The following is an 18,406-nucleotide window of genomic DNA, read 5'->3' as shown; positions in this document are numbered from 1 at the left end:
GGCCCCTACGGGTCGCGCGCCGAGAGCTTCAGTGTGCAGGTGTGCTCGAAGCGGGCGCCCATCCGGGCCCACAACTCGGCCGCACGGGACAGCGCGTCGAGGTCGGCGTACTGCCGGCCGGTCGCCCGTAACACGGTGGCCGCGGCCCAGTCGTTGTCCCCGGTGTCCGCGGCGGCCGCGGCCAGGTCGGCTTCCGCACGCGGAAGCTCGGCGGCCACCGCGAGCTCGACAGCCGCGGCGCGGGCGAACGGCAGGTAGCGGGCCCGCGTCCGGTACTCCCAGGCGTGCTCGGCCAGTTCCGCCGCCCGGTCCAGATCACCGAGATGCAGCGCGATCCTGGCGTCGACGAAGGTGGTCAGCGGGGCCAGCCGAGACTGGAAGGAGCCGTTCTGGTGGGGAGCGGCGCTCTGCGCGGCGCGGTTCCGCCACCTTTCTACGTTGTCCCGGTCTTCGCGCAGGCCGTGGGCGAGGATGACGTACGGCATGGTGACCTGCATCCAGAACATCCGCGGCCGTCCGGCGCGCTGCCAGCCCTCCCACATGGCCTCGGCGAGCCGGATGGCCTCGTCGAGGTCGCCGCTGAGGACGACCATCGGAATGGTCTTGCTGGCGGTCAAATACGCGCTGTCGCCGGACAGGTCGCCGGTACCGATCAGCCGGGCGATGGTACGCGCGGCCGGCAGGTCGCCGGCGGCCACGGCGTCCAGGCAGGCGAGCGCCTGGGCGTCGTCGATCTCGGCGACGTACGCGGGGCTGTGCGGATCCAGGCCGGCCAGCAACTCCAGGCGCTCGCTGGTGATCTGATGCGCCTCGCGGCCGCGGCCGTCGTTGGTCGCGACGGTACGCGCCGCGTCCAGGGCGGCGCTGACCAGGATCGGATCGCCGGTGACCCGTGCCGCCTTGACGGCGGCCGCGGCCAGGTCGAAATCGGGCTGAAGCACTTCGGGGTCGGCGGTCCAGGCGGCCGCGCAGGCCAGCCGGGCGGCGACGACCGGATCGTCGTGATCACCTGCCGCGGTCGCCTCGTCCAGGAGTTCGCGGCGCCGCTCGTACGGGATCGGACTGCGGAAGGTGACCGGGAACCGGCCGGCCAGCTCGACGGCGCGGGCCAGCGCGACGGCACGAGCGTTGCCGTCGCCTGCCGCGCGGGCCCGGTCGGCGGCGGCCAGCCACAGGTCGTACGCCCGGCTTGAGTCGTTGATCACGTGCGCGCAGTCGGCCGCGTGGCCGAGATCGTCGATCGCCTCCGCCGGCGTCGGCGCGCAACCGGCGGCGCGCTCGTACCAGTCGGTGGACGCGCGCAGGTACCCACGCGCGAAGGTGAGCCGGGCCAGCAGCCGGATGAGCTCATGGGTGTCCGGTGCCGTCGCCAGTGCGGCGCGCAAGTCACCCGCCACCCTGTCGAAGGTGGAATGCCAGTTCTCGCCGAGCCGCGCCGCGAGGCCGGTCGCGGTGTCGATGGCCCAGCTCAGGTACCGCCGCCGCACCAGGTCGCGCTCCGGGTCGCCGTCGAGCTGTTCGGCGGCGAACGCGCGGATGGTCTCCAGCAGCTGCCAGTTGCCCTGCCGGTGCCGGATCAGGCTCTTGTCGACGAGCCTGCCGAGCAGGTCGGCGGCGTCAGGGGCGGACAGGCCGGCGACGGCGATGGCGGCCGGCAGGTCGAAGTCGCCGACGAACACGCTCAGCCGCCGGAACACGGCGCGCTCGTCCTCGGCGAGCAGGTCGTAACTCCAGCCGATCACCGCTCGAAGCGACCGATGCCGTACCACCGCCCCGCGACCTCCCGCCAGCAACCGCAGGTAGTCGCCCAGTCCGCTCAGCATCCCGGTGGCGCCGAGCGAGGCGCTGCGCGCCGCGGCCAGTTCGATCGCCAGCGGCAGACCGTCCAACCGGGCGCACAGATCCGTCACCGTCGCCGGGTCTAGTTGGTGGCCGGGGTGTGCCAGCTCGGCGCGGTCCCGGAACAGCTCTTCGGCGTCCGAACCGAGCGGGAGCGGCGCGAGGGGGTGTACCCGCTCGCCGGGGAGCCCGAGCCGCTCCCGGCTGGTCGCCAGGATCGTGGTGGGACAGGTGGCCAGGATCCGCTCGGCGAACTCGGCCACCGCGTCGGGCACATGCTCGCAGTTGTCCAGCACCAGCAGCGACGGGCCGCGCCGCAACCGGGCCACGACGGCCTGCTCCACCGGCTGCTCGGCATGCTCGGACACGCCCAGCACGGCGGCGATCGCCTGCCCGACCAGACCGTCTCGTACGGGCACCAGGTCGACGAACGCCGCGCCATAGCGATATCGCGACGCCGCCTCCTCCGCGACCACTCCGGCGAGGCGAGTCTTGCCCACCCCGCCCGGCCCGGCCAGCGTCACCAGCCGGCCGTCCGCCACGGCCGCCAGCACGGCGCCGACCTCGTCCCGCCGCCCGACGAAACTGGTCCGCGGGCGCGGCAGGCCGGCGATGGTCCCGGGCGGCGTGATCGTCTCATCGGTGGTCGCGGCGCGCGCGGCGAGCGCCTGCCGGTCGGTCACCCCGTACTTGCGCAGCAGCGAGGAGACGTGGCCCTCGACCGTACGGACGGAGATGTGCATGCCGCGGGCGATCTGGGCGTTGGACAGTCCGGCGCCGAGCGCCGTCAGCACCTCAGCCTCCCGCGCCGAGATCTCGGGCCCGCTCACGTGGCCTCCAGGTGGTGACCACGTGGCCGGTACGGATGTCCGTCGGCCGCCGTGCGCGCATGCTGGAGTCGAGTCGGGAGGTGAGAGTGATCGACGGCGGTTACGAAGCCATGACCCGAATCCACGACTGACCCGATCGGCCGCTCACCAGGCAGCATCCAGCCTCCCCTCGCAGACCACCGAACCAGATCCCCTCGCTGACCGAAGGAACAGGCCGGCGATGGCAGCGTAACCGGACCAGGCCGCTGGTGACGTGTCCTGGCGGCTGACGACTGAGCAGGCACGACCAGACAGGAGAAGTACATGAGCAGAGTGATCGTCGGCGCGACCGTATCCGCGGACGGCTTCATCGCCGATCGGAACGACAGCGTTGGGCCGCTGTTCGATTGGTACTTCAACGGCCCGCAGGAGTTGACCGTCGCACCCCACCAGTACCGGCCGAAGGGCGGATACCGGCCGGCTCCCGCCAGCGCCGATCTGCTCCGCGACACCTGGCCGGCCATCGGCGCGGCCATCATCGGACGCCGTCTGTTCGACCTCACCGACGGCTGGGGCGGCAGGCCCGCCGTGGGTGATCACGTCTTCGTCCTCACCCACCGTTCCCCCGGTGACTGGCCGAGCCGCTACCCCGAGGCTCCATTCCATTTCGTCACCGGCGGCCTGGAAGAGGCCGTGGCTCGCGCCAGGCAGGCGGCCGGAGGCCGCACCATCTCCCTCGCCGCAGGCGATCTCGCCGGCCAGGCGATCTGCGCGGGGCTGGTGGATCAGGTCGACATGTACGTCGCTCCGGTCCTGCTCGGCGACGGGATCCGGTTCTTCGGAGAACACAAGGTTCCCACCACCATGATGGAGAACCCGCGCATCGTGGCCGGCGACAGAGTCACCCATATCAGTTACGACATCCGCTGATGGCAATTCGATTAGCCAATATTTGGCAAGCCATCTAGACAACAGGCTGACCGGAGATCCAGAGTTGATGACCATGGACCCGGCAAACGATGCGATCTTCGACCAGCCTGACCTCTTTCCCGTGGCCGACGCCGACCTCGAGGTCGCCACCACCTACCGCGTCACCGTTACCCGCACCGGAAAGCAATGGACCGCCACCGCCACCGACCTGCCCGGCGGGCACACCATCCAGGCCCAAGGCGCAAACTGGGTCGAAGTAAGGAGAAACATCGGCGGTCTCATCGTCGACCTGCTCAAGGACGAACCCGGCACGATCGGCCTCCGCGTCATCCCCGCAGACCCGGAGGCCGCCGCCGCCCTGGCGGCCGTCATCGAAGCCCGCCAGGCGCGCATGCTCGCCGAGCAGGCCGAACGTGACGCGGTACGCCACGCCGCCCGCCTCCTCATCGCCCAGGGATGGACCACCCGCGACGCGGGCAGCGCCATGCGACTGTCTCACCAGCGCATCTCCCAGATCGTCTCGGCCGCTACCCCGTAGGGCGTACGCGCTGCTCGCCCGCTTCAAAGCGGTTCTTGAGTCAGTGGAGCTGGCCGGTCTCGTGCAGGTGATCGAAGATGATCTGGTCCACGGGGGCCACACGATCGCGGGCGGCGTACGCCAGCCAGATGACTTCTTCGATCTCGCTGCTGGGAGTGGGTGTTCCGTGGTGATCGGCGGTGTAGCAGGTCAGCTGTACGGCAACACCGTCGGCGTGGCCGTGTGCCTGCGCCTGGTAAGTGCCCACGTGGGTGGCTGTGGCGGGGTTGATGGCGACGGACAGTTCCTCATCGATCTCGCGAACGAGGGTGTCGAGATCGGTTTCGCCGGGTTCGCGCTTGCCGCCAGGGAGGTAGTAGACGTCCTTGCCGCGTGAGCGAGTGCTGAGGATTCTGCCGTCCCGCAGGTGGATCCAGGCGATCTTGTCGATGATGATGGCCATCGTGCGTCCCCCTCGCTGGTTGAGAACGGCCGATCGAGCGGCCGGTCCGTCCGGTCGTTCGATGAGTCTGCCACGGCGGGAGAGGGTTCCGGCGCGTACGCAGGGCGACCGCGCACGTACCAGGTCGCCGCTGGACTACGCGAGCCCCGTAACCGACCGCCCAGGTCCCGAGCCCACCCACGGCCAGGTGCGACGCCCAATCGGCGAGTCGGCCGCCGAGGCGGGCATGGCGGCTGCCGGACGAGGGGCTCCGCGCTGGAGTGCTTCGAGTTCTTGAGCCCCACAGGCCTGATCGCGCAGCAAAACCCCAGCTCACAGAACCGAAACCGAGTTTCTGAGCGGGCACCGCGAGTGCGCCGATGTCCCCGCCGTGGATTCTCTCGGGCCAGCCGGACGATCAGCTCGCGGACACATTCGCTCACTCGCGAACATCCTACATTCATCATCTGTTAAACATCCAACGTTGGACGTAGGATGTCCCCTCCATGACTGTCTCCTGTCAGGAAGGGCAAGGACATGCACAATGGTCACCCCCCAGAGGTCCGTACCGGGCGCTTCTGGCGCCGCCGGGCGGGCGCCGTAGTGGTGCTTGCCGGTTTACTCGTCAGCGGGTTAGGCGCGCCAGCGACCGCGGCGCCGGCCGAGACCTTCCAGGCCGGCGCAACGAGCGACACCGCACCGTTCGTGGACGAGCAGGTGCTCTACAAGCAGGGCGACTTCGGGTACGGCTGCTTCCGGATCCCCGCCGTGGTGCGGGCCACGAACGGCATGGTCTTGGCGTTCGCCGAGGGGCGGGTGAAGGACTGCGGCGACGACGAGGACATCGACCTCGTGTTGCGCCGTTCCGCCGACGGCGGGCGGACCTGGGGACCGCTGCAGGTGATCTCGGAGGGAAACGGCACCACCCACGGCAACCCGGTGCCGATCGTTGACGAGCGTACCGGGCGGGTCGTGCTGGTGAGCACCCACAACGGTGGGGAGCCGTGCCCGAACGGCTGTGACCGCGACCCCTGGGTGCAGTTCAGTGACGACCACGGGGCGACCTGGTCGGCGGCCAGGGAGATGACCGAGGGCAAGCGTCCGGAGTGGAACTTCTGGTACGCCACCGGCCCGATGCACGGCATCCAGCTCAAGCTCGGCCCGCACGCCGGCCGGCTGGTCGTCGGAGCGAGTTTCGAAAGCTGGGACCGGGTCGGCAAGCACGTCTACGGCACGCACCTGCTCTACAGCGACGACAGCGGGGTGACCTGGAACATCGGCGCCGAGACGTCTCGCGACGACGGCACGGTCATCGCCCAGGAAGTCACCGTCGTCGAGCTCACCGACGGGCGGATCTACGCCTCGGCCCGCGAGCGCGGCACCGACGAGGGCAGCCGGGCGTACGCGACCAGCAGCGACAGCGGCGAGACATGGGACGCGCCGTTCCGCACCATGCCGGCGCTGGCGACGACCGACATCCAGGCGTCGCTGCTGCGGTTCGGCGAAAAGCGCATCCTCTTCTCCGCGCCGATGCACCCGGGCGCCCGGGAGGCGATGGGGATCCGGTCGTCCTACGACGAGGGGCGCCGCTTCGAGACGTGGGACGAGGGCAAGGTCTTCTACTGGGGCCCGTCGGCGTACTCGGACATGGTGCGCCTGGACGGCGACGAGGCGGCCCTGATGTACGAGGCCGGCAACATCACGCCGTACGAGCAGATCCGGTTCACGCGGTTCAACGAGGCGTACCTGGAGACGCCGAACGGCACCCCGCCCGGCATCCCCGGCCCCCCGGCGCCCGGCCCGACGACGCCGGACAACTCGCCGTACCGCAACCAGGCGTATGTCCGCGGTGGTGCGCAGACCACCGCTGGGCGGTTCGGCGGCGGGCTGGCCCTGGACCGGGTGGACGACCGGGTGGAGGTGCCGTTCAACGACAGCATCGACCTCGGTGCGAAGGACTTCACGCTGAGCTCCTGGATCCGGTATTCGGAGCAGACCGGCGCGCACACGATCCTCTGGTTCCACCGGGTGAACAGGGGCACCAACCCGCCGGCGCTGTGGCTGCGGGCCGAACCGGCCGGCAACCGCATCCGGGCGGTCCTCTCCGTTGACCGGTTCAACGTGACCGTGCAGTCGACGAGCGCGTACAACGACGGGCAGTGGCACTTCGTGGTGCTCCAGCGGGTACGTGGCGAGCTCCGGCTCCTGGTGGACGGCGTACAGGTCTCGTCGGCGGCGGCGCCGGCCGGTTCGGTGACCCTCGGCAAGGAGTTCGGGCTCGAGGGGATCCACGTCGGACAGCGGCTGGACGGCGTGGACCGCTTCCGCGGGACGCTGGACGAGGTACGCGTCTACCGGCGCGCCCTCGCGAGCACCGAACTGGACCTGATCCGACGGTTCAACCTCCCGATCGGCGGTCAGCTTGGCCTGCGGCTGCCGTTCGATCACGTCGGCTGAGAGGACACGAGCCGCTTGGCGATGGCGCTCCCGGGGTCACGTGGGCGCCATCGCCGCGCCTTGGCGCCGGCTGGGCTGAAGGCGGCGAGGAGCGAGAACGAGCAACGTCTGTCCGGTGGCCCGATTGTGTCGTCGGCGTAAAATCTCCTGCCCCGCCTGGCCTTCCGAGATCGAGAGGTGGGATGTTTGGACATACGGTCTTCGACGAGCCTGGGGGCAGCATGCGTATGCGTGACGGCATGTCGCTTCAGGAGCGCATCATCGCCATGATCCACGAGCGCGGACTGGCCCCCGGCTCACCGATGCCCACCGAAGTGCAATTGATGGATCTGCTGGGGGCGAGCCGCAACAGCGTCCGCGAGGCCGTACGGGCCCTGCGGGCGTTGGGCATCGTCGAGATCCGGCACGGACATGGGACGTTCGTCGGGCACGCGTCGCTCGACGTACTGACCCCGTCGCTTGCCTTCCGGGTGCGGTCGGGGCCGGGCGGCGGGATCCGCGCGCTCCAGGATCTGGTCGAGGTCCGCGAACTGCTCGAGACCGGGCTGGTCGCCCAGGTGGCCCAGAGCACCAGCGCCCCCCGGCTCGCCGCGTTGGACGCCCTGGTCAATGGCATGGATCGGGACCCGGAAGCCGATCGGGCGTTCCACGCGCTGCTGTACGAGTTGTGCGGCAACGAGTTGGTGCTGCAGCTGATCGGTCTGTTCTGGGACGTCTACCACGAGGTCGAGCCGACACTCGGCCCACCGGAGGAGCGGAGCGCGGAGATCGTCGTCAACCACCGCCGGATCGTGGCGGCGCTTCGAGCTCGGGACGCCGAGGCCGCCCAGGAAGCCATGCGGCTGCACTTCCGCGACGTCAAGGCGCGCATCGCGCGGGCGGAGGCCCGGCCGGTACCCGCGGCCGACCTGACCCGGCCGCCCGGCCATACCCGGTCACGCCAGGCCGACGGCTGATGTCCATGCCTAGGCCGAGGGCCTGACAGCCGCCTTCAGCGATTGAACGTAAGCACTCGCCGTCGCGCAGTAGCTGTGCCCGCCGATGACTCCGGGCGAGGCGCTGGGCGACTGGTGGACACGCAGCGGCCGACCCTCGTCCGGCATCGACGACTACGAGCTCTACCTGCATGACGTCCCACACGAGCTGGCCGAACGAGTACTGGCCCACGACGGCGCGCTCGCCGAGAAGATGAGCATGGGGCGGGCGGGCCGCGAGCCCTGGTCGCTGGCCGCTGGCCCGCCGTTCCGACGAAGTACCTGCACTGCCGCAGTGACCGCCTCTTTCCTCCCGACTTCGTACGCCGCCACGTGATGGAGCACCTCGGCATCATGCGCGGCAGCCACATGGCGATGCTGTCCCGGCCGGGCGAGCTGGCCGATTACCTGCTCCAGGTTCTGCCGTGACGGGACCAGGACCGCTTCGCCGCCGCGCCGTATTCACCAGGCCTATCGCGAGAGCCAAGTAGATCAACTCGGATCTCTGACCTGTCCTTGAACAGGGCTTAGAGGGTAATGTCACCGTGGATGTCGCGGGCCTGAATCACCTTGTTGGCGTGCCCCGTGAAGGAATTAGCGACGGAGCTGGCCTGTGCTTGGTTCCACAAGCCAAGACAGTCCTGACGAAACGCGGGATCCCGACTGAACTCCGCCTCAAGGGCGGCGGCGACCTTCTCCTCGGATTCGAGCACAGTCTGCCTGTCGCGAAATCGATCGCGGACACGGCGGGTCAGGTTGCTCAGTGCCGTGCCGGCGGACTCTCCTGCACGGGTCGCGATACCAGTGGCGACGGCACCGGCGATAGCAAGGGTAACTGGGTCCATACGGAGCTCCCCCTCTCAGGAATTGGGACTCAGCTGGGATAGGCACTCCAAGACGTAGACGTCCCAGTGCGGTGGAGTGACACCGGGCAAGGGTCCGTTTCTGCCTACATGGTGCCATCCAAGGTGACGATAGATGCTTTGCGCCTGCACTGCTGTCGGTTGTACGGACAAGATGGCCCGTTCCTCTGTTCGCGTGCCAAGCAGACGATTGATCATTCGACGGCCGATGCCGCGGCCTCGCTGGCGCGGGAGGACGGCTAAGCTAGTGAGCGTGTACGTCCTTCCGTCCCATTCACTGGTTAATTCAGACGGAAGTGATCCCGGAATGAAACGCCACCAACCGTGGTCGGCGGGCAGGCGGTGCCCGTACGCGTAGCCGACGAACCTGCTGCCCTGACAGGCTACAACCACGCCGAAGGTCGGGTCTTCGGCCAGGTGGCGCAGGTCTTCAGCATTCTCTCGCGAAGTGTCCGGTGTCCATGCGAAGGGCGACTGCAGGAAGACAGCATCGTGAATGGCACAAATGGCGCTGAACCAGTCTGAGGGAAGCTCGCCATTCTTCGACTTCAGAACGATGTCATTCCTCACCATTGTTAGCTTTTGCTCTTAGTTCTTCAGCCATTGCGCTCTCTCCGAAAGTGCTATACAACTCGGCGGCAGTCAGCCAGTTGTTGTGCGCGCTCGAGACGTCACCCAGTCGGTGATGTACGTCACCGAGCGCGGCCAGTGCCATCGCGAGACTCCGCCGGTCTTTGAAGCGGTCGAACGTTCTGGCCGCTCGCATCAGCGCTTCGATGGCCTCAGTGTCTCGGCTGAGTTTCACGAGCGCTCTGGAGAGCGGAAGCACGCCCCAGGCTTCGCTCCATTCGTCATTGATCTCGACAAAGATCCGAACAGCTTCGGCCCCAAGCGATACCGCCTCGTCGAAGTGACCCAGATGGGCAGCATTTTCCCCAAGGCTGAGCAGCGCCATGCCCTCCCCACGCCGCAACCCTCCTGCACGGAAGACCTCAAGGGCGGCTTGGAAGTAGTTACGCGCCTTCTCACGGTTCCTCATCTCCGCGTGAATCAGTCCGAGTCCTCTGAGGGAAAAACCGGTGAGCCATGCGTCGTCGGCGTCCCTGGCATATGAGAGAGCGCTCTCGTAATTGGCTATCGCACTTTCTCGTCTGCCTCCGCGCCAGTCCGCATCTCCTAGCGCGAAGACGTTCGAGGCCTCCCCCAGGCGGTCACCGAGAACTCGAGCAGCTTCGGCACCGGTACGGTGGATATTCTCCCACTCCTTCCAGTAGGAGTGAAGCTCAAAGAAGCCGTCGGCAACAACGGGCAGCTTCCATGCGATGTCGTACTGGCCGGTGTCCATGGCCTGGTTCACAGCGCCCAGAATATTCAGGCGCTCCACCTCAAGCCATTCCATGGCCGCCTCAGCGTCGGCAAATAGTGGATTCACGAGTTGCTCCTGTGGAACAAGGGGCACTTCGTGCGAGTAGAAGAGGATCGCTCTGCGACCAGCGTCGACGGCCAGGAGATACCAACTCAGGACCCGGCGAACCGCCAGCAGCTGGTCCTTCGCACTGGTCTCTTCCCGGAGACGTTCCTTCGCATATGCCCTCAGTAGGTCGTGCAATCGATAGCGACTCGCCGCCACCTTTTCCAGAAGATGCGTCGCAGATAGTGTGTCCAGAAGCCGCTTCGTGGCACGCTGATCGGTGGAATTGAGCAGTGCCATGGCTGCCTGCGTACACAACTCTCGGCCGGGATGAAGACCAAGCAACCGGAAGGCCCGCTGCATTTCGACTGAGAGCGCGCGGTATGACCAGGAGAAGGCGGCACGTACGTCGCTGAGTTCGTCTTCGCTCGAGGCGAGAGAGTCGAGCCTGTGCTGCTCCCCCTCGAGCTCGGCTACCAATTCCGTAAGCCCCAGTTCCGGTCTGTCCAACGCGCGTTCAGCCACGACTCGCAGCGCTAGCGGAAGATAGCCGCATAGTTCGGCCGCACGGACTGCGGCCTGAGGTTCTGCGGCAACACGGGCCACGCCGATCACTTGTCCGAGCAGCGCGACGGCGTCGGAAGAACTGAGCACCTCCAGGGTCACACGAGCAGCCCCTTCTCTTGTTACCAACCCTGACAGGCTACTTCTGCTTGTGATCAAGGCAAAGCACCCGTTTGAGGCGGGAAGGAGCGGCCGTACCGTGGCGGTGTCAGCGGCGTTGTCCAAGACCACGAGCATGCGCCTGCCGCTGACGAGCGAGCGGAACAGCGAAGAGCGTTCCGCCAGGGTTTCAGGAATGCCCTCTTTCGGGACATTGAGCGCTCTCAGAAAGCTGTCGAGAGCCTGGGCAGCGCTAAGCGGTGCGCTCGGCCCGTAACCGCCGAGGTCGATAAAGAGTTCTCCGTCTGGAAAATGGTCACGCACCCGATGGGCCCAGTGCACGACGAGCGCGGTCTTGCCGACCCCCGGAGCTCCAGCCACGGCGGAGACTGCGCCCGTGCCGCTTCCCACCTCCAGAAGGCGGTCAAGCGCGGCCAGACTCTCGGCCCTGTTAACGAAGCCGCCCGACGGAAGGGGAAGCTGTCGCGGCAATGGAAGTGCCCGCGCCAGAGAAGTCAGGTTGATCGCGCCGTGCATGGTACCTATCTGCACGACGGAATTGGCGTCACCCGTAAATTCGCTGCCAGCGCTTTGCATTTCCACCGGATCGCCATAGTTTAGAATTTGCCATCGCGCTTCGCCGCAAAGTCAGCAAACGGAATGGATTGACCTACTGCCATATCTCTCCAAAAATTGGCTTGGACGATCTTCTCCGGGTCGTCCACAATCTCCGCAGCCTCAAAGGAACCATCCTCTTTGTAATGCATGGTGACGAGGCTGGACGAGTCGAAGAGCCAGTAGTCATAGCGAGGGAGCCCCGCAGGCCATTCGCCGGGCGGAACGGGGATGAGTCGAACATCTTCACCGGCCGGTACCGTGTGAGCATACGCCCAGGCGCACTCAAACCGCACGTAATCGGACAGAGGCTCCTGCACTACGTGAACCCGGTGCAGGAGCTTGCCGGAGTTCCGTGCCGGCTTGACCGTTTCATCGATCCACTGCGCGATTCCAGGGAACTCACCGCGCTCCTGGCCGTTCAGGAAGAGATCGAACTCCGTCTTCTCGTAGGAGACTTCGTAACGCTGCAGCGACTCCAAACGGTAAGCCGTGAAGCGGAATTCGGTGAAGAAGCGGTTGAACTCGGCGTCATCGAGAGAGCGAAACATCCGCCCCACTTAGCGGACCTCGTTCTTGGCACGAAGCTTGTCGACGGCACCCTGCAGCACCTCGGGCGCGATCTGCAGAGCGATCTCGCCCGGCAGAACGTTGGCCAGGTTGGAGAAGGTTTCCTGATCGACTGCTGGCCCCTGGACCACGACCTGGCCATTCTCGGCCAAATAGATAGCCGGACAGCCGTTGCCGCCTGAGCCTTGATCCTTATAGAGCATTTCGAGCCGCATGAAACCCTCCCGTTGGATCATGAAATTTGCTTTAATTTATCGCGATAGAACTACCAGGTCAAGCTCGGCGCGTCCGGAAGGCCGTAATACCCTAATACATGTGCACAAACTCCCTCCCCTTCAGACTCAGCCAGAGACCGGTGCCAAGCCCGCACGCAAGAGGCGCTGCGCCCACCGGACATGATCCTATTTACAAAGTAGCTGGCGCATGCCAAATCATTGAACAATTTCCACACCATTCTCTCAAGCAGCCTCGATTCGTCAGCGGGCTGTGTTGTGTGAGTAGCTCGATTTGCCCGTAATATCCCCGATGCGGTTGGGATTGGGCCGTCGCATGTCGCTGCGGGGACGCCGGGTTCCACGGGTCCGGAACTGGGCTCCTTCCTGATCGTTGTGGCGAGAGCCGGTAGCGCATGCTGTCCAGCTCGGCGGGCTCCTGGCCGGGCTGATCATGCAGGGCGAGCAGGCGCAGTCGGCAGTCCAGGTCCTGGCCGCCTCGACCACCGCGCGCTCGCGGGCCAGCGCGCCGAGCCACCGCGGGTGGTGGGAGCCGGCGATGCCTCAGCCGATGTTGGTCGCGGTGACCGAGTACTTCCAGCCGGTGCGGGTCTCGAAGGCGGTGAGGCTCTTGCGGTGACGGTCCGAGGGGCGGACCCGGCGTACCAGCAACCGCATTCCACGCGGTCAGCTGGCGCGTCGGTTCAGGCGGTGAGTCCGCTACACCACGTCGATGCCGGCCGAATGCATTCTCGCCTCGACCAACGCCCTCAGCCGGATTCAGGCCGGCTTCTGCTCTTCTCCGTGGCGGGCGAGCAGCCCGTGCCGGATCGCGCCGTCAGTGCGGGACCGGAGTCCGGCCGGGATGGGCAGCAGCGCGGGATGGGCGAGATAGTGGTCGGCCAGGGCTGTGGCGAGTTCGTCGACCCGTGGGTCGTCCGGCTCCCACTCAGCGGCGCGCCACATACGCTTGACCAGGGAGAAGTATCGAGGATCGTCGAGGCCGCGCTCGACCTTGGCCACATATTCGTCGAAGCCTTCCGGCACCAGGGCCCTGATCAGCACCAGGCCCTCCCGGGCCATCGTCACGTCGTCCGGAGTGAAGCCGAGATCGGCGGCGACCTTGTCCAGCTTGGGCCAACTGCGGCAGGTCAGCCGATCCGCAACGTCGGTAGCCGGAGCTGTCGCGGCAGGGTTCGTCGATCAAGTCGTGCTTGTGGTAGTGCCGAATGGTCTTCACCGTGACGCCGGCGAAGGTCGCCGCCTGGCCAATCGTGACGCCTTCCGTCATCTGCTCATTCGACCTCGTGATCGTGGGGTGCCGGCGAGTTCGCGAACGGCGTCGGCGATGGCTCGGAAGTCCTTGCGCAGCATGTTGCCGTGATTACTGGCGACCTTCGGGCTGATCTTGAGCGCCTCTCGCCGCAAGGACGGCGTCGACGTCACGGACGTGCGCCTCGAACGAGGCAGCCGCGGCCGAACGTCTCGATCGGCCGCGGGCCCGCATGTCGTACGTGATGTGCCGGTAGTCGCCGCCGAGTTCGGCGATGACGCGCCGCCAGTACCGCTGAGTGGCGAACTGGCCATTGAGATACAGCAGAGTACGGCCGGGCCCACCGGTGTCGGTCACGGCCAGCGCGGTGTCGTCGACCGGCACCATGCCGGTCCAGGTGGAGGTTAAGTTGGTCAGCTGTTCAGCGTGAACCCTGACCTAAAGTCAAGGTCAATCCCAGTCGGCTACCTCGTCACCGGTCACGACATGTTCGGCGTCGACACGATCCCGCGGCGACGCCGAACCTACCCATCGGTACCGGTCACGCCGGTCATGCTGCGAGACCATCCGTTGGCCGCGCCGCCCGCACTCGCCAGAGACCTCGCCGCTCGGCAGTTACTCCGCGTAGGGCTGGTCCTTTCCCTGGGCGCTGTAGCCGAGACTCCAGATGTAGCCGTCCGGGTCCGCGAAGGAGCCGCCGTACCCGCCCCAGGGCAGGGCGCCGGCGGGCTTGAGGATCGTGGCGCCGGCCTTCTCGGCCTCCGCGATGATCTCATCGACTCGCGCCTCACTACGAACGACGTAGGTGAGAACCAGCCCGCTGAAGCCGCTGCCTTCCGGGCTCGTGCCCACCTGGTCGGCCAAGCCGTCGCGGCCGTAGAAGCCGACGGGCGAGGCGCCGTCCGATTCGAAGAACACCGAGATGCCGTAGTCGTTCTTGATCTTCCAGCCGAGCCCTTCGGTGTAGAACTGCTTGGCCCGGTCCAGGTCCCGGACGCCGAGGAGGATCGAGCTGACGTGCGCTTTCATACCTTGTCTCCTTATGTGCCTCAGGTGTACGTGCTGCCCGAACATCCGAGCCGGGGCCCGGATGTCACATCGGCGTGGGTTCGCCGGTCAATTGGTATGACAGGCCCGGACGGAGGAACGTGACGGATGACTGAGCAGGACTGGGTGAGCCAGCGGTTCGCCGAGCACCAGGACCGCTTGCAAGCGATGGCGTACCGGATGCTCGGCTCGCCCAGCGAGGCCGAGGACGCGGTGCAGGAGGCGTGGCTGCGGGTCAGCCGCGCCGACACCGGCCAGGTGGAGAATCCGGCCGGGTGGCTGACCACGGTCGTCGCCCGGGTCTGCCTGAACATGCTCGAGGCACGCCGCTCCCGGCGTGAAGACTCGGCCGGGGCGCTGCCACCCGAGCCGGACGCGGCTATCCACCCTTCAGACCACGCCGGCCCTGAGGACGAGGCGCTGCTGGCCGATTCGGTCGGGGTCGCGCTGATGGTGGTGCTGGACACGCTGACTCCCGCCGAGCGGCTCGCGTTCGTCCTGCACGACGTCTTCGCCGTGTCGTTCGGCGAGATCGGCCCCATCATCGACCGCTCCCCGGTGGCGGCCCGGCAACTCGCCAGCCGGGCCCGGCGCCGGGTACAAGGAGCGGCCGGGGCATCCGATGCCGCGCGCTCGGCGAAGCGGGACATCGTCGAGGCCTTCCTTGCCGCCTCCCGGAGCGGGGATTTCGCCGCCCTGCTCGAGTTGCTCGATCCGGACGCCGTGGTCGGCGAGGTCCGCGGCGACCAGGCGGTGGCGGCCTTCTTCGCCGGACGAGCTCAGGCCGCCCGGCTCGCTCTGGTCGACGGAGTACCGGCGGCCGTCTGGTCGCACCTCGGCCGGCCGAAGGCCGTCTTCACGTTCACCATCGACGATGAGAAGATCACCCGCATCGATATCGACACCAACCTGGACCGGCTCCGCGACCTCGACATCGTCATTCTTACCGCCGGCGACAAGGAGCGGCGTTGAGCCGTACGGATCTCCAGCTCTCCTCTTGCACCCTCGCCGTCCACGACCTCAGCGAGGCACTCGGCTTCTACCGTGACGTGCTCGGCTTCGAGGTACGCGACGACGACGGATCCGAGGTGATGCGATGGGTGAGCGTCGGCCCGCCGTCGCAGCCGGACGCGCGGATCATCCTCGAATCCCCCGGCACGGACCCAGGCGTCTCGTCGGCCGACCGGCAGGCGATCGCCGACCTGATGGCCAAGGGCCTGCTGGGGCGTCTCGTCTTCTTAACCGACAACTGCGACGCCATCTTCGAGCGCATCGAGGCCGCGGGCGCCGAAGTGATGCAAGAACCGATCAACCAGCCCGACGGCGTCCGCGACTGTGTCTTCCTAGACCCGTCTGGCAACATGCTGCGATTCACCCAGGCGCGGCAGGTAGTCCATGCACTCACCTCGCGGCAGGCACACGCCGCGAGAGGCCGCCAGGCACCCTGAACGCGGCCGCGGAAAGTGCGGTCCTGCTCACCTTCACTCTGGTCCACCCGTGTCCGGAAGGTTCGGGGCACCTCACAGCGTCAGAGGTGAGTGCGATGAAAGCGACCGGATCGACGTTACGACGAATGCGGCTGTCCTTGGAACCACCCACTCCTCCTCAAAATGGTGAGTGGTCTACTCAATATGTGCGCGTTTTAGCACGTCAGAGTAGGCGTGTTCACCAAGTGGTCTACCGGTCGGATACTGGTAGCAGCTGAACGGGTGAGCAGGGAGCAGGCCATGACATCGATACAAGCCGCCTGGCAGCGCGTGGCGTTGTGTGGGCTGCTGGTCCTGCCGCTGGCCATGATCATTGTCCTCATGACCCCGGCCTTCTTGGTGCTGCCGTTCTTCGCATGCGGCCGTGAGTTCGTCCTCAAACTGGTGGACAGACTTACCGCATGGGCGCGTGTCATCGTCCCGAAGGCCGATGCCAAGTGACGCCAGGGATGTGAGACGAGTCGGCCTGTAGGCCGGGTTCTTCCGGTAGGGCTAGCCTGAGCTGGCGCTACACCCCCAACAGGGTCATCTACCAGGCATAACGCTTCCCTGGAGTTCCCTGTGCCTCCCCGTGGTTTCGGGTGTCTGGCGGAACTGAGACGGAACTGAGACGGAACTGAGTGGCGTTTGTCAGGACATTAAGCTCAACGCCGCTAGCTGCTAAGCGTCCCCCGACGACTCGCCACGCCTAACGAACGTCCCCATACCGGGTTCGGAGTAGGTCAAGCCATCACGCTTAAGCTCAGTCAATACCTTCTGAGCAGTCGCGTTAGCGATGCCATAGGTGTTCATCAGCTCCAGGACTGAGGGCACTTTGTCACCAGGCGCGTAGGTTCCATCTTCAATGCGACCTTTGATCACTTCGTAGACCTGAACCCATCTTGGTACGCCCGGCTTCCACTCCATGATCGGAACACTAGGGACATCGCTACTGCTAGTCGATGCAGCAACCCTAGGCATACTAGTATTCCTAGGGCTATCCTGGCAGTCCTTGACCGACTCACTACCGGCTAGTGAGGGAGTGACTGATGCGTCCGATCCCCAAGCAGAGAGCCGCCCCGATGGTCACAGTCCACATCGAGGGCATGACGGCCCAGGTACCAGAGGGTGACCCCGTGGCCTACTTCGCTGCCGTCTACGTCATCGACAGTGACCACCCCTGCTATGTCCACATCACTACCGACAAAGAGGAAGCCTGGAGGAAACTACGCGTAGCTCTAGAAAACACGCCTAAGTCCCACGGCCATGTATTGGCCTATAACATCCTCAAACCAAAGCCAATACTGATTAGGTGCATAGGCCAGATAGACAATCTGGAAGAGCAATGATCAGACCTCCGATAGTCGATGTCAGCAAGCTCAGCTCAGACCAACTAGCGGGCAGGCAGTGTATTTTGTGCGGCCATGACTGGTACGTACAGACATGTTCCGGTTCTGGATACACACTCAACCGGACGCTCGCATTCGTAGGGCCTGGTGGTGCGCAACTCTTCATGTGCGCAGCGCATGTTACGTCAACCACATAGCCGCGCATCAGACATAGAGGCGTATCCTAATCGGGTACGCCTCTTCACATGTTGGGAGAAAAACGTGCCCCCTAAGACCCGACTAAGCACAGGCGGTAAAGGCCAAACCGTCTACGTAGAGCATGGCGTCTGGTACGACACTAGTACTAAGAACATCCACGTAACCATCCCCGGTGCCGGGGATGGCGCGCACTGGTCTTATGGCAAGTCGAGTCCGCGCTACGCCATCTATAAGCGCATCTTGCAAGACAATGACAGATGGCCTGAGGGAGTCGAGTAGCAGAAGAAGATGGTGGAGGAGGACAAGGTGCTCGCCTACTCGCCGATGGAGACCATGACCTACTCGACCATCACCAGCACGCCCTAGGAATCCGTCTCGGAGCTGGTCGAGATGATGCTCTGCACGCGGCCACAGGGCCCCGCAGAGCGCCTGCCAGAGCATGGGGCCTGCCTCGTACCGACCTAGGCGCTAGCAGCCTGCCTCAGGGCATAGAAAAGCCCCTATCGATCGCTACTCCGATCGATAGGGGCTCTCTACTTAGGGGTATTAGCCGTTCAGGTTAAGCAGTCGGAACGCATCCGGCACAAGCACATCACTACCAGTGCGCTTATAGGCATACCACCCTCTTTGGCCGGTAGGTCTCCTATTCGAGCCGAAAAGATGGGGGATGAATTCAACGGTGCTGCCGACCCGGTCAATGATGCAGAACTGCGTAAAGTCACCGGCTAAGAGAACGTAGTCGGCACCAGCCGCTAACGAACCATCCATGTG

General features: G+C 65.9%; 21 protein-coding genes and 1 pseudogene. 9 read left to right on the top strand and 13 right to left on the bottom strand.

The genetic code is table 11. The features are described from left to right. Positions 1-5: 5 nt before the first annotated feature. Positions 6-2,669, bottom strand: coding sequence for an ATP-binding protein (locus ACGFJ2_RS00110; RefSeq protein WP_393463205.1), 2,664 nt, complete (start codon positions 2,667-2,669; stop codon positions 6-8). A 303-nt stretch (positions 2,670-2,972) separates the two neighbouring features. On the opposite strand from ACGFJ2_RS00110, the gene ACGFJ2_RS00105 reads away from it, so the two are divergent. After that, positions 2,973-3,578 (top strand): dihydrofolate reductase family protein, encoded by a 606-nt coding sequence (locus ACGFJ2_RS00105; protein WP_393463203.1) that lies wholly within the window; start codon positions 2,973-2,975, stop codon positions 3,576-3,578. Positions 3,579-3,651: 73 nt separating this feature from the next. Then, the gene (locus tag ACGFJ2_RS00100; RefSeq protein ID WP_393463201.1) at positions 3,652-4,116 is read left to right on the top strand and encodes a hypothetical protein; all 465 of its coding nucleotides are present in this window, start codon (positions 3,652-3,654) and stop codon (positions 4,114-4,116) included. A gap of 40 nt (positions 4,117-4,156) precedes the next feature. On the opposite strand, the gene ACGFJ2_RS00095 is transcribed toward ACGFJ2_RS00100, so the two are convergent. Further along, on the bottom strand, positions 4,157-4,558 hold the full coding sequence (locus ACGFJ2_RS00095; RefSeq protein WP_393463199.1) for an NUDIX domain-containing protein: 402 nt from the start codon (positions 4,556-4,558) through the stop codon (positions 4,157-4,159). A gap of 516 nt (positions 4,559-5,074) precedes the next feature. Between ACGFJ2_RS00095 and ACGFJ2_RS00090 the strand changes: the two genes are divergently transcribed. From ACGFJ2_RS00090 to ACGFJ2_RS00080, 3 genes are all read left to right on the top strand, one after another. Further along, positions 5,075-6,994 carry an exo-alpha-sialidase gene (locus ACGFJ2_RS00090; RefSeq protein WP_393463197.1) on the top strand — a complete coding sequence of 640 codons (1,920 nt, stop codon included), beginning with the start codon at positions 5,075-5,077 and terminating at the stop codon, positions 6,992-6,994. Positions 6,995-7,215: 221 nt separating this feature from the next. After that, complete coding sequence (locus tag ACGFJ2_RS00085; RefSeq protein WP_358175055.1) at positions 7,216-7,950, top strand: FadR/GntR family transcriptional regulator; 735 nt, start codon at positions 7,216-7,218, stop codon at positions 7,948-7,950. 85 nt (positions 7,951-8,035) lie between these two features. After that, positions 8,036-8,305 (top strand): hypothetical protein, encoded by a 270-nt coding sequence (locus ACGFJ2_RS00080; protein WP_358175052.1) that lies wholly within the window; start codon positions 8,036-8,038, stop codon positions 8,303-8,305. Positions 8,306-8,495: 190 nt separating this feature from the next. On the opposite strand, the gene ACGFJ2_RS00075 is transcribed toward ACGFJ2_RS00080, so the two are convergent. The 9 genes and pseudogenes from ACGFJ2_RS00075 to ACGFJ2_RS00035 all read right to left on the bottom strand — a co-directional run bounded on the left by ACGFJ2_RS00075 (position 8,496) and on the right by ACGFJ2_RS00035 (position 14,604). Next, positions 8,496-8,813, bottom strand: coding sequence for a hypothetical protein (locus ACGFJ2_RS00075; RefSeq protein WP_357940688.1), 318 nt, complete (start codon positions 8,811-8,813; stop codon positions 8,496-8,498). A gap of 15 nt (positions 8,814-8,828) precedes the next feature. Further along, on the bottom strand, positions 8,829-9,404 hold the full coding sequence (locus ACGFJ2_RS00070) for a GNAT family N-acetyltransferase (RefSeq protein WP_393463194.1): 576 nt from the start codon (positions 9,402-9,404) through the stop codon (positions 8,829-8,831). Next, positions 9,391-11,502, bottom strand: coding sequence for an ATP-binding protein (locus tag ACGFJ2_RS00065; RefSeq protein ID WP_393465244.1), 2,112 nt, complete (start codon positions 11,500-11,502; stop codon positions 9,391-9,393). The genes ACGFJ2_RS00070 and ACGFJ2_RS00065 overlap by 14 nt, the downstream gene beginning before the upstream one ends. Before the next feature lie 20 nt (positions 11,503-11,522). Next, on the bottom strand, positions 11,523-12,071 hold the full coding sequence (locus ACGFJ2_RS00060; RefSeq protein WP_357940684.1) for a DUF6879 family protein: 549 nt from the start codon (positions 12,069-12,071) through the stop codon (positions 11,523-11,525). Between the two features lie 9 nt (positions 12,072-12,080). Next, the gene (locus ACGFJ2_RS00055) at positions 12,081-12,305 is read right to left on the bottom strand and encodes a hypothetical protein (protein ID WP_357940682.1); all 225 of its coding nucleotides are present in this window, start codon (positions 12,303-12,305) and stop codon (positions 12,081-12,083) included. A 777-nt stretch (positions 12,306-13,082) separates the two neighbouring features. After that, on the bottom strand, positions 13,083-13,391 hold the full coding sequence (locus ACGFJ2_RS00050) for a hypothetical protein (RefSeq protein WP_393465324.1): 309 nt from the start codon (positions 13,389-13,391) through the stop codon (positions 13,083-13,085). Positions 13,392-13,509: 118 nt separating this feature from the next. After that, positions 13,510-13,593 (bottom strand): annotated as a pseudogene (locus ACGFJ2_RS00045) (MerR family DNA-binding transcriptional regulator); the annotation flags it as partial. A 93-nt stretch (positions 13,594-13,686) separates the two neighbouring features. Then, positions 13,687-13,962 (bottom strand): hypothetical protein, encoded by a 276-nt coding sequence (locus ACGFJ2_RS00040; RefSeq protein WP_358175046.1) that lies wholly within the window; start codon positions 13,960-13,962, stop codon positions 13,687-13,689. 228 nt (positions 13,963-14,190) lie between these two features. Continuing rightward, complete coding sequence (locus ACGFJ2_RS00035) at positions 14,191-14,604, bottom strand: VOC family protein (RefSeq protein ID WP_393463191.1); 414 nt, start codon at positions 14,602-14,604, stop codon at positions 14,191-14,193. Between the two features lie 126 nt (positions 14,605-14,730). Between ACGFJ2_RS00035 and ACGFJ2_RS00030 the strand changes: the two genes are divergently transcribed. From ACGFJ2_RS00030 to ACGFJ2_RS00020, 3 genes are all read left to right on the top strand, one after another. After that, positions 14,731-15,594, top strand: a complete 864-nt coding sequence (locus ACGFJ2_RS00030) for a sigma-70 family RNA polymerase sigma factor (RefSeq protein ID WP_393463189.1) — start codon at positions 14,731-14,733, stop codon at positions 15,592-15,594. Next, positions 15,591-16,070: a VOC family protein gene (locus tag ACGFJ2_RS00025; RefSeq protein WP_393463187.1), complete on the top strand. Its 480-nt coding sequence runs from the start codon at positions 15,591-15,593 to the stop codon at positions 16,068-16,070. Before ACGFJ2_RS00030 ends, ACGFJ2_RS00025 begins: the two co-directional genes overlap by 4 nt. Before the next feature lie 279 nt (positions 16,071-16,349). Further along, positions 16,350-16,550 carry a hypothetical protein gene (locus ACGFJ2_RS00020; protein WP_393463185.1) on the top strand — a complete coding sequence of 67 codons (201 nt, stop codon included), beginning with the start codon at positions 16,350-16,352 and terminating at the stop codon, positions 16,548-16,550. Between the two features lie 219 nt (positions 16,551-16,769). Here ACGFJ2_RS00020 and ACGFJ2_RS00015 read toward each other — a convergent pair whose 3' ends face one another. Further along, positions 16,770-17,015 (bottom strand): GntR family transcriptional regulator, encoded by a 246-nt coding sequence (locus tag ACGFJ2_RS00015; protein WP_393463183.1) that lies wholly within the window; start codon positions 17,013-17,015, stop codon positions 16,770-16,772. 122 nt (positions 17,016-17,137) lie between these two features. On the opposite strand from ACGFJ2_RS00015, the gene ACGFJ2_RS00010 reads away from it, so the two are divergent. Continuing rightward, positions 17,138-17,437 (top strand): hypothetical protein, encoded by a 300-nt coding sequence (locus tag ACGFJ2_RS00010; protein ID WP_393463181.1) that lies wholly within the window; start codon positions 17,138-17,140, stop codon positions 17,435-17,437. Between the two features lie 744 nt (positions 17,438-18,181). Here the strand turns inward: ACGFJ2_RS00010 and ACGFJ2_RS00005 are convergent. Then, a partial coding sequence (locus tag ACGFJ2_RS00005) for a phage major capsid protein (protein WP_393463179.1) occupies positions 18,182-18,406 on the bottom strand: 225 nt, incomplete at its 5' end.

It is taken from the genome of Nonomuraea sp. NPDC049028, from assembly GCF_043197735.1.
In the GTDB taxonomy this organism is placed as follows: Bacteria; Actinomycetota; Actinomycetes; order Streptosporangiales; family Streptosporangiaceae; genus Nonomuraea.
The sequence above is the reverse complement of the archived record's forward strand: the minus strand, read 5'-3'. Positions and strand labels throughout refer to the sequence as shown.

Excerpts from the sequence above, each read along its gene's own strand:
- ACGFJ2_RS00105 (WP_393463203.1), top strand. The coding sequence starts at position 2,973 with ATGAGCAGAGTGATCGTCGGCGCGACCGTATCCGCGGACGGCTTCATC.
- ACGFJ2_RS00100 (WP_393463201.1), top strand. The coding sequence starts at position 3,652 with ATGGACCCGGCAAACGATGCGATCTTCGACCAGCCTGACCTCTTTCCC.
- ACGFJ2_RS00095 (WP_393463199.1), bottom strand. The coding sequence starts at position 4,558 with ATGGCCATCATCATCGACAAGATCGCCTGGATCCACCTGCGGGACGGC.
- ACGFJ2_RS00090 (WP_393463197.1), top strand. The coding sequence starts at position 5,075 with ATGCACAATGGTCACCCCCCAGAGGTCCGTACCGGGCGCTTCTGGCGC.
- ACGFJ2_RS00085 (WP_358175055.1), top strand. The coding sequence starts at position 7,216 with ATGCGTATGCGTGACGGCATGTCGCTTCAGGAGCGCATCATCGCCATG.
- ACGFJ2_RS00080 (WP_358175052.1), top strand. The coding sequence starts at position 8,036 with ATGACTCCGGGCGAGGCGCTGGGCGACTGGTGGACACGCAGCGGCCGA.
- ACGFJ2_RS00075 (WP_357940688.1), bottom strand. The coding sequence starts at position 8,813 with ATGGACCCAGTTACCCTTGCTATCGCCGGTGCCGTCGCCACTGGTATC.
- ACGFJ2_RS00070 (WP_393463194.1), bottom strand. The coding sequence starts at position 9,404 with ATGGTGAGGAATGACATCGTTCTGAAGTCGAAGAATGGCGAGCTTCCC.
- ACGFJ2_RS00065 (WP_393465244.1), bottom strand. The coding sequence starts at position 11,502 with ATGCAAAGCGCTGGCAGCGAATTTACGGGTGACGCCAATTCCGTCGTG.
- ACGFJ2_RS00060 (WP_357940684.1), bottom strand. The coding sequence starts at position 12,071 with ATGTTTCGCTCTCTCGATGACGCCGAGTTCAACCGCTTCTTCACCGAA.
- ACGFJ2_RS00055 (WP_357940682.1), bottom strand. The coding sequence starts at position 12,305 with ATGCGGCTCGAAATGCTCTATAAGGATCAAGGCTCAGGCGGCAACGGC.
- ACGFJ2_RS00040 (WP_358175046.1), bottom strand. The coding sequence starts at position 13,962 with ATGGTGCCGGTCGACGACACCGCGCTGGCCGTGACCGACACCGGTGGG.
- ACGFJ2_RS00035 (WP_393463191.1), bottom strand. The coding sequence starts at position 14,604 with ATGAAAGCGCACGTCAGCTCGATCCTCCTCGGCGTCCGGGACCTGGAC.
- ACGFJ2_RS00030 (WP_393463189.1), top strand. The coding sequence starts at position 14,731 with ATGACTGAGCAGGACTGGGTGAGCCAGCGGTTCGCCGAGCACCAGGAC.
- ACGFJ2_RS00020 (WP_393463185.1), top strand. The coding sequence starts at position 16,350 with ATGACATCGATACAAGCCGCCTGGCAGCGCGTGGCGTTGTGTGGGCTG.
- ACGFJ2_RS00015 (WP_393463183.1), bottom strand. The coding sequence starts at position 17,015 with ATGGAGTGGAAGCCGGGCGTACCAAGATGGGTTCAGGTCTACGAAGTG.
- ACGFJ2_RS00010 (WP_393463181.1), top strand. The coding sequence starts at position 17,138 with ATGCGTCCGATCCCCAAGCAGAGAGCCGCCCCGATGGTCACAGTCCAC.